Genomic DNA, 8,360 nt, shown 5'->3' with positions numbered 1-8,360 from the left:
CGGCGGCGCCCCAGGACCCGGCGGCATCGGCGGCAACGGCGGCGACGGCGGTATCGGTGGTCCGGGCGGCTACGGCGACACCGGCATCGGAACGCCGGGCTACGCCGGCGGCATCGGTGGCACCGGCGGCACCGGCGGCGCCCCCGGTCCCGGTGGCAGTGCCGCCGGCAATGGGGGACAGGGCGGTATCGGTGGCACCGGCGGCTACGGCGGCAGCGGCAACGAAACAGCCGGGTACGCCGGCGGTTCCGGCGGCCAGGGCGGTGTCGGGGGCGCCGGCGGCGCGGCCGGTGTCGGTGCTGCCAACGGCAACGGCGGCGGCGGCGGCGAAGGCGGCCAGGGAGGCAAGGGCGGTTACGGCGGTTACAGCGGCAGCACCTACGCCGGCGCGGCCGGCGGCGTGGGAGGCAACGGCGGCACCGGCGGCGGCGGTGGCCAACCCGGCAGCGGCACAGGTAGCGCCGGCAGCGTGGGCGGTGCCGGCGGCGGCGGCGAAGGCGGGCTCGGCGGCACCGGCGGCACCGGCTACTACAGCGGCAATGCCGGGCCCGGCGGTCAAGGCGGCCAGGGCGGCAGCGGCGCTGCCGGTGCGCCCGGTCAGGCGGGCGGTGTCGGAGGTGTCGGCGGGTCCGGCGGCACCGGCGGCACCGCGTCGGGCAGCGGCAACGGCGGCACCGGCGGCCAGGGTGGCACCGGCGGATCCGGCGGAACCGGCGGCAGCGGCGCGACGCCTGGGCAGGTCGGTGGCGGCGGCGGAATGGGAGGGGTCGGCGGAACCGGCGGAACCGGCGGCAAGGCCTCCGGCGGCGGCAACGGCGGCGATGGTGGCGACGGCGGTGACGGCGGGGTCGGCGGCGACGGCGGTAACGGTGACGGCGCCGCCGGCGGCACCGGCGGAACCGGCGGCGGCGGCGGCCACGGCGGTCACGGCACTCCGCCGGGCGGTACCGATGGCGGCCCGGGCAACATCGGTGCGGACGGGCTCGACGGCCACACCATCTGACGGTGGCCCGACCGTCGCAGCGCAAGATCCGATGGTTTCCGATGGTTGATGTCCTCGACCGGCTGCGACTCGACGTTCCGGTGGCCCAGGCAGGCATGGGCGGCGGCATCGCCGGCGCATCGTTGGCGGCGGCGGTCGCCAACGCGGGCGGTCTGGGCACCCTCGGCCTGGTCACCGCTCGTCAGTTGCGCAGGGCCATCGATCGAGTGCGGGCCGAGGCTCCGGGCAGAGCCGTGGCAGTCAACCTGTTGCTGCCCTTCCTGAACCGCGGTCACGTCGACGTGTGTGTCCGCGCGCGGGTGGACGTCGTCGTTCTGGCCTTCGGCGAGAAGCGCGGGCTCATCGAGCATCTTCGCGACGCCGGAATCGTCGTCTTCGTGATGGTCGGCACCCGGGAACAGGCGCTGCGCGCGGTCGCCGGCGGCGCTGACGGGTTGATCGCCCAGGGCCGTGAAGCCGGTGGACACCTCGTCGGGACCATGCCGGCACTGGACTTCCTCCCGCAGGCTCTGGCGGTGGCCGGGCCGCGGCCGGTGTTGCTCGCCGGGGGCATCGCGGACCGCGCCGACACCAGCGCGGCCCTGGCGGCTGGCGCCACCGGTGTGGTCGCCGGAACGCGATTCCTGATGACGCATGAGGCGAACGCCAGCCGCGCGTATCAACGCCGGATCATCGACGCCGACAAGACGATCGAGACGAACCTGTTCGGCTTTAGCTGGCCGCTGCGCCACCGCGTCCTGCCCAACGACGCCACCCGGCGGTGGTGCCGCGACGATGGGATGGCCAAGGCGGCGCCTGCGGTCTTCAACACCGTGAGCGGCCCGCTTTCGGTACTGGGGTACTTCGATGCCGGCCCCCTGCTGCGGTTGCAGTCACCGGGGCGTCCCTGTTCACTCCGCTGCCACCGGTCGCGGGGACGCCCGATTCCTGGGTGGAACGGGCGGCCCTCTATGCCGGTGAGACCGCGCTGCACATCGGCGAGATCACCTCGGCGCAGCAGGCGGTCAGGGACCTCAGTCCCTGATGGCGTTAGCCGACGGTGGCGATGGCGAATCCGTCCCAGCCCTTCGTCCCGACCGTCTGGATCGCCGCGGTGTCCAGGCGCGGGTGCCGGCCCATCAGCTGCAGGGTCTGGCGCGTCGCCACCGCCCTGGCGTCGTCGGATTGCGCCGACAGCACCTGACCGTGGCGAATCACGTTGTCCACGACGATCACCGCGCCGGGCCGGGCCAGCCGGACCGCCCATTCCAGGTAGGCGGCATTGTTCTCTTTGTCGGCGTCGATGAACACCAGGTCGAACGGAGCCCCGGTCACCGTCGGCAGGGTGTCCAGCGCCGCGCCGACCACCACCTCCACCCGATCGGCGACGCCCGCCCGCTGCAGGTTGGCGCGGGCAACCGAGGCGTGTTTGGGTTCGTATTCCAGCGTCACCACCCGCCCCTGCTGGCCCGCGCCGCGGGCCAGCCAGATGGTGCTGAAACCGCCCAAGGTGCCGATCTCGAGGATGCGGCGCGCCTGCATGGCGCAGGCCAGCAGGCACAGGAACTTGCCCTGCTGCGCGGAGACCGCGATGCGCGGCAACCCCGCGGCGTTGCTGGCCTGCAGCGCCGCGGACAACGCCGGGTCGTCGCCGATCAGCGTGCTGTCCAGGAAGGCGTCGACGTCGTGCGGGGTCGGTTGGGCCATACCGAAACGCTAGTCCGGTCCGCGCGCATCGGCTCGTCACGATCAAATTCCCCGTTCCCGGTGTTTACCAGATACCCGTATGGGGTATAGAGTAGGTTGTGGTCATCCGCTTGGGACGGCAGTCCCCCGATCCGAATGAAGGTGATATTCATGGCGACCCATGAGGCTGGAACCGAGTTGACCTGCGGCCACGAGGGCTGCGGCTGTCGTGTCCGCATCGAGGTCCCCTGCCACTGCTCCGGCGCCGGCGAGCCGTACCGCTGCACCTGCGGCGACGAATTGGTCCCGGTCCAGTAAGCGGGCAGCCGGTCGTGCGTGCGGATGGATCATCATCGCCCGAACGCACGACCGGCCAGCTCGACCTCGGCCGTCAGCGTCAGCGCCACCGCCGATGCGCCCACCGCAACCGCGTAGCGACCCGCCGTGATGCGCCAACACCCGGCACTGCCGTCATAGCCGGCCAGCAGCCGCGGGTCCGCTGCGATGCTCACCCGGACGACCTGACCCGGGTCCAGATCCACACGCTGGAAACCCAGTAGCCGCAATCGCTGTGCGTCGGGAACGGTCGTCAAATACAGCTGCGCGACGTCCGACCCGCCGCGTCCGCCGGTGTTGACGACGCTGAACGTGGCGTTGACGGTGTCACCGCCGGTCACCGCCAGGTCGCGATACTCGAAGCTGGTGTAGGACAAACCGTGACCGAAGGCGAACATCGGGGACTGCCCCGTCCGGGCGAACCAGCGATAACCGACATCCGCGCCTTCGTGGTAGTCGATGGTCATCGGTGTCCCCACCGCCGCATCGGGCAGCTGCGGACGCGGTGTCTGGCAGAGATCGGCCGGGAAGGTGATCGGCAGCCGGCCAGACGGATTCACCTGTCCGGCAATAATTTCCGCGATGGCCTGAGCGCCCGCCTGGCCCGGATACCACGCTTGCACGATGGCGTTCACACAGTCCCGCCAGGGCATGGCCACCGGGTTGCCGGTCTCGAGCACCACGACGGTGTTCGGATTGGCGGCAGCGACCGCCGAGATCACCGCGTCCTGGCCCCACGGCAGCGACAGGTCGACGCTGTCGAAGCCCTCCCCTTCGGGCCGGATCGCGAACACGATCGCGACGTCGGCGCGGCGCGCCGCCACCACCGCCTCCGCCGGGCTGATACCGGGATCGAATTCGAGCTGCACGTCCGGGAATTGCCGTCTCAGTTCGTCGAGGGGGCTCGGCGGCACCAGATAGAGATTGCGCATGCCGGGTTGCAAGCCGGACCCCCCGATGGGGATCACGCTCGCATAGCCGCCCGGCGGTACGACGGCGCTGGAGCCGAAGCCGGCCGGTAACCCGGTCTGCGCGTAGCCGCCGATGACGGCAATGCGACAGCCTGAAGCGGGAGCCAACGGCAACAGCCCTCGGTTCTGCAGGAGCACGATCCCCTGCCGGGCGATCTGCAGGGCAATCGCGTTGTGCGCGTCCATGTCTGGCGCGGGAGCGGGTTCCCACCCGTCGATTCCGACAGCGAACATCGAACGCAGGATTCGCCGCACCATGTCCGACAACCGTTCTTTGGGCAGCAGGCCTTCGGAGTAGGCGGCACGCAGTCGATCGCCGAATGCCTCGGCCCCCCACAACACGGCGTCGATCTGCGCGCCGCATTCCTGGTCCAGGCCGGCAAGCGCGCACTCCCAACTCGGTGTCCCGCCCCAATCCGACATCACCCAGCCGCGGTATCCCCAGGCGCCCTTCAGCACATCGTTGAGCAGGACAGCGTTCGCGGCGGCGTAGTCGCCGTTGACCTTGTTGTATGCCGCCATCACCGCGCCGGGCTGGGCCCGCTCGACGGCGATCTGGAAGGCCAGTAAGTCCGATTCGCGGTGCGCGTCGGGGTCGATGACGGCGTCCAGCCAGTGCCGGTTGGTCTCGTTGCAGTTCAGTGAGTAGTGCTTGGTCGTGGAGATGACGCCCTGGTCCTGGATGCCGATGATCTGCTCCGCGGCTATGGCGGCGCTCAACAGCGGATCCTCGGAGAGGTATTCGAAGTTGCGGCCGTTGCGCGGGTCTCGGGCCAGGTTGATGGCGCCGGCCAATTGGACGTTGAACCCGCGGCTGCGGGCCTCGCGTCCGATCACCTCGCCGCTGGCACGGGCCTGTGCGGGGTCGAATCCGGCGGCCAGCGCCAGCCCGGCGGGCAGCGCGGTGGCCGTGTCGCCCGGGCGGTAGCCGGGATTGGTGACACCTTGCCCCGCGTCGCTCATCCGCAATGCCGGAACCCCCAGCCGCGGTATGCCGGGCACATAGCCGGCGCTCATCGAAACGTCGGGCGGGATGCGCTCGTCACGCAGCGGCCACCAGTCCCCGGCTCCCATGACCCCGACAAGCAACGAGAAGCGTTCCTCGTCGGTCATCTGGGACTCGATCTCGCGGGCCCGGGCGTCGGGGTCGGCTGGGCTCACCGCACCCCCTCTTTCGCGTAGACCACCCGCAGAATGTGGCCAACCTCGGGTCCCATCACCAACTCGGCAAGCTCACACATCGTCGCCACGAATTGCGGCCCGTGCGGCGGCGGCACCCGGCACAGGTGATGTGCGATTTCATGGAGCACGACCAGCTCGCGCATCGCCCAGGCGGCGGTGGCGCGGTCCGGGACGGCGATAGTGCCTGCGCCGTCGCGGTTTTCGTAGTGCGCAGCGGTGGCCGCCCGCCGGGCGCGCACCCGTAGCGGCGACACCGACGGCCAGGTCCGGCGCACCGCCGGCAGGGCCAGCACGTCGTCGACGTAGCGCTGCACCGACGCGACCGACGCGAACCGGCCCTCGGGCGGCAGCGTCAACTGCGTCCCGAAGAAATCCACACCGGGTGACCCGTGCTCGACGGCACGATCGAATACGGTGCGGACGAACTCCTCGGCCGCATAAACCCGGGCCCGCTGGGAGTCGCGGCCGGAGGAATCCGCCCGGGTCACCGGTCCAGGGCGGTTCGCGCTCCGGGCAGCTCGGCACTCTGGCCCAGCCGGGCCTGTCGCCCGGCCCGGTCACCCGCGCGGCGCGCCGCCGAGGAATATCCGGCCGAGGCCCGGTGGGCCCGCCAGGTGCCGCGCGCCCGCGACGCGCCGCGGTAGTAGTCGCGCAGCTCGATCTCCTTGTCCCGCAACGCGATAGCGGTGCCCGGTGCCCGGCCGCGGTCCGCGGTGACCTCGCGGGTGGCCTGCTCGCGGGCCTCGGCCAGGCGCTGACCGACGCGAGCACCGAAGGCCAGCTGAAAGTTGAGCCTGGCGGTGATGGTGGGCGTGGGCCGGTGCGCCCCGGAGGCAAGGTAGGCATCGGAAGCCCGCACCATCTGCACCACCAGGCTGGCGTACAGGGCGTGGGTCGCATCGATGTCCTCGGGGAATCCGTAGGCATAGAGGAACGTCGAATTCGACGCGACGTCGCAGCGTACGTCGTTGGCCGCGGCGATCAGCACGAAAAGCTGCACGTAGGTCCTTAGCCCGCGGGCGCCGGCCGTTCCGATGGTGATGGTGCGCTGGGTCGGCGTCTGCGCGGCCGTACGGTTGGCCGAATGTGACCGCGCCACCGCGAGGTCGATGGACGCCGCCGTTGCCAGCCGCTGTGCGGCGGCCATGAACGCGTCGGCTTCGTGGGGATTGTCGGTGCCTTCGGCCTGACGCAGCAGTGCGGCGATGCGGGCCAGCATCTTGTCGTCGGTCATGGCGCCAAACTACTGCAGCGGTACGACAATTCGATTCAGAGGCGTTTGGTGATCCAGCCGACCACGTCGTCGAGCACCTGGTCGCGCTCCGGCTCGTTGAAGACCTCGTGGTAGAGCCCGGGATATTCCTTCAGTTCGACATCGATGGAGCCCACACATTCCACCAGGCGCCGGCTGCCCTCGATCGGGATAAGCCGGTCACCCGTGCCGTGCACCACCAACAACGGCGCGGTCAGCGCCGGCGCCCGCCGCGGCATGGTCTCGCCGACCTGCAGCAGCGCCCGGCCGATCCCGGCCGGCACCCGGCCGTGGTACACCCGCGGGTCGTTCTGGTAATCCGCCACCACCTGCGGGTCGCGGGATATCGCGGTGAAGTCGAGCTCCTGGACCGGCAGGCCGGGCACCACAACACCGAGAACCTTGGCAGCCAGCGCCACCACCGGCGACACCAGATCCTGGGCCGCCACCGCCGGCGCCGACAGCACCATCAGGTCGTAGTTGTCCGGGCGTTCCACACCGTAGGCGAACACCATTGCGCCGCCCATGCTGTGCCCGAGGACGATGCGCTTCAGGCCGGGGTTTTCCCGGGTGGCGATGCCCACCAGGGTGTCGAAGTCGGTGGTGTATTCGGAGATGTCGCGCACCAGCACCCGCTTGCCGCCCGAGCGGCCGTGTCCGCGATGGTCGAGCGCGTAGGTGACCAGACCGGCCTCACCGAACCGCTGCGCGACGTGATCGTAGCGGCGGGCATGCTCGCCCAGACCGTGAGCCAGCACGACCACGGCTTTGGGTGCGATGTCGGGCGTCCAGACGTCGTAGACGATGTCCACACCGCCGACACCATCGAAGTTGCGTTCAGTGCGCGTCGCATTCATTACGGGCAGCTTACGGGCTGCACAGCGGCTCGCCGGGCCGGGCCGTCCGGGTTGTCAGCGGCTCTGCGTAGGCTCGTCGGGGTGGGTCTACTAGCACAAGACAACGAGCTCGGCGGTGATTTCTCCGCCCGTGCCGAACCCTACCGGCGCGAACTGCTGGCGCACTGCTACCGGATGACCGGATCGTTACACGACGCCGAGGATCTGGTGCAGGAGACGCTGCTGCGCGCCTGGAAAGCGTATGACCGGTTCGAAGGCAAATCGTCGATACGGACCTGGCTGCATCGGATCGCCACCAACACCTGCCTGAGCGCTTTGGAAGGCCGGCAACGCCGGCCGTTGCCGACCGGACTGGGAACATCCAGCTCGGATCCGACGGCGGAGTTGGTCGAGCGCGGTGAGGTGCCCTGGCTGGAGCCGCTGCCGGAACTGACGGATGATCCGGCGGATCCGTCGGTCATCGTCGGGTCGCGCGAATCGGTCCGCTTGGCCTTTGTGGCCGCGCTGCAGCATCTGTCGCCGCGGCAGCGGGCGGTGCTGTTGCTGCGCGACGTGCTGCAGTGGAAGTCGGCCGAAGTGGCCGAGGCGATCGGCACCACCACCGTCGCCGTCAACAGCCTGCTGCAGCGGGCCAGGTCCCAGCTGGAGACCGTGCGCCCCAGCGCCGAAGACCGGTTAAGCCCGCCGGATTCGCCGCAGGCCCAGGACTTGCTGACCCGCTACATCGCCGCGTTCGAGACCTACGACATCGACCGGCTGGTGGAGCTGTTCACCGCCGAGGCGATCTGGGAGATGCCGCCCTACGTCGGCTGGTACCGCGGCGCGCAGGACATTATCACGCTCATTCACCAGCAATGTCCCGCCGAATCGCCCGGCGATATGCGCATGATCCCGTTGGTGGCCAACGGCCAGCCCGCCGCGGCCATGTACATGCGCGCGGGTGAGCGGCACGTGCCGTTCCAGTTGCATGTGCTGGACATGGTCGACGGCCGGGTGTCGCACGTGGTCGCGTTCCTTGACGGCACGCTGTTCCCGAAATTCGGTTTGCCCGGTGGGCTGTGACGACCGGGCTGTTGTTTGGGCACCGTCGACAT

At 70.3% G+C, this 8,360-nt stretch carries 7 protein-coding genes and 2 pseudogenes; 4 read left to right on the top strand and 5 right to left on the bottom strand.

Translation table 11 applies throughout. The features are described from left to right. Together B4U45_RS29890 and B4U45_RS30100 are read left to right on the top strand one after the other, a co-directional pair. The coding region (locus B4U45_RS29890) for a hypothetical protein (protein WP_277996412.1) at positions 1-1,003 on the top strand (1,003 nt) is incomplete at its 5' end. A gap of 41 nt (positions 1,004-1,044) precedes the next feature. Continuing rightward, positions 1,045-2,027: pseudogene (locus tag B4U45_RS30100) on the top strand (nitronate monooxygenase). A 5-nt stretch (positions 2,028-2,032) separates the two neighbouring features. On the opposite strand, the gene B4U45_RS15615 reads toward B4U45_RS30100, so the two are convergent. Continuing rightward, on the bottom strand, positions 2,033-2,689 hold the full coding sequence (locus B4U45_RS15615) for an O-methyltransferase (protein ID WP_075545147.1): 657 nt from the start codon (positions 2,687-2,689) through the stop codon (positions 2,033-2,035). A 135-nt stretch (positions 2,690-2,824) separates the two neighbouring features. Between B4U45_RS15615 and mymT the strand changes: the two genes are divergently transcribed. After that, positions 2,825-2,986, top strand: coding sequence for a copper-binding metallothionein MymT (gene mymT / locus B4U45_RS15610; protein WP_023369625.1), 162 nt, complete (start codon positions 2,825-2,827; stop codon positions 2,984-2,986). Between the two features lie 32 nt (positions 2,987-3,018). Here mymT and B4U45_RS15605 read toward each other — a convergent pair whose 3' ends face one another. Genes B4U45_RS15605 through B4U45_RS15590 form a run of 4 tightly spaced genes read right to left on the bottom strand, consistent with a single transcriptional unit; the run spans position 3,019 to position 7,266 of the window. Next, entirely contained in the window at positions 3,019-5,088 is a 2,070-nt protein-coding gene (locus B4U45_RS15605; protein WP_075545146.1) for a beta-glucosidase, read from the bottom strand. 44 nt (positions 5,089-5,132) lie between these two features. Further along, complete coding sequence (locus B4U45_RS15600) at positions 5,133-5,645, bottom strand: TIGR04338 family metallohydrolase (RefSeq protein ID WP_075545145.1); 513 nt, start codon at positions 5,643-5,645, stop codon at positions 5,133-5,135. Continuing rightward, positions 5,642-6,391, bottom strand: coding sequence for a DUF2786 domain-containing protein (locus tag B4U45_RS15595; RefSeq protein WP_083156200.1), 750 nt, complete (start codon positions 6,389-6,391; stop codon positions 5,642-5,644). Before B4U45_RS15595 ends, B4U45_RS15600 begins: the two co-directional genes overlap by 4 nt. A gap of 35 nt (positions 6,392-6,426) precedes the next feature. After that, positions 6,427-7,266: an alpha/beta hydrolase gene (locus B4U45_RS15590; protein ID WP_075545143.1), complete on the bottom strand. Its 840-nt coding sequence runs from the start codon at positions 7,264-7,266 to the stop codon at positions 6,427-6,429. Between B4U45_RS15590 and B4U45_RS15585 the strand changes: the two are divergent. Continuing rightward, positions 7,214-8,328, top strand: a pseudogene (locus B4U45_RS15585) (sigma-70 family RNA polymerase sigma factor). The gene B4U45_RS15590 and the pseudogene B4U45_RS15585 sit on opposite strands and share 53 nt — an antisense overlap. Positions 8,329-8,360 lie beyond the last annotated feature (32 nt).

The organism is Mycobacterium persicum (assembly GCF_002086915.1).
In the GTDB taxonomy this organism is placed as follows: Bacteria; Actinomycetota; Actinomycetes; order Mycobacteriales; family Mycobacteriaceae; genus Mycobacterium; species Mycobacterium persicum.
The sequence above is the reverse complement of the archived record's forward strand: the minus strand, read 5'-3'. Positions and strand labels throughout refer to the sequence as shown.

What these genes read in the sequence shown, in the direction of transcription:
- mymT (WP_023369625.1), top strand. Translation starts at nt 2,825, where the DNA reads ATGAAGGTGATATTCATGGCGACCCATGAGGCTGGAACCGAGTTGACC.
- B4U45_RS15605 (WP_075545146.1), bottom strand. Translation starts at nt 5,088, where the DNA reads ATGACCGACGAGGAACGCTTCTCGTTGCTTGTCGGGGTCATGGGAGCC.
- B4U45_RS15595 (WP_083156200.1), bottom strand. Translation starts at nt 6,391, where the DNA reads ATGACCGACGACAAGATGCTGGCCCGCATCGCCGCACTGCTGCGTCAG.
- B4U45_RS15615 (WP_075545147.1), bottom strand. Translation starts at nt 2,689, where the DNA reads ATGGCCCAACCGACCCCGCACGACGTCGACGCCTTCCTGGACAGCACG.
- B4U45_RS15590 (WP_075545143.1), bottom strand. Translation starts at nt 7,266, where the DNA reads ATGAATGCGACGCGCACTGAACGCAACTTCGATGGTGTCGGCGGTGTG.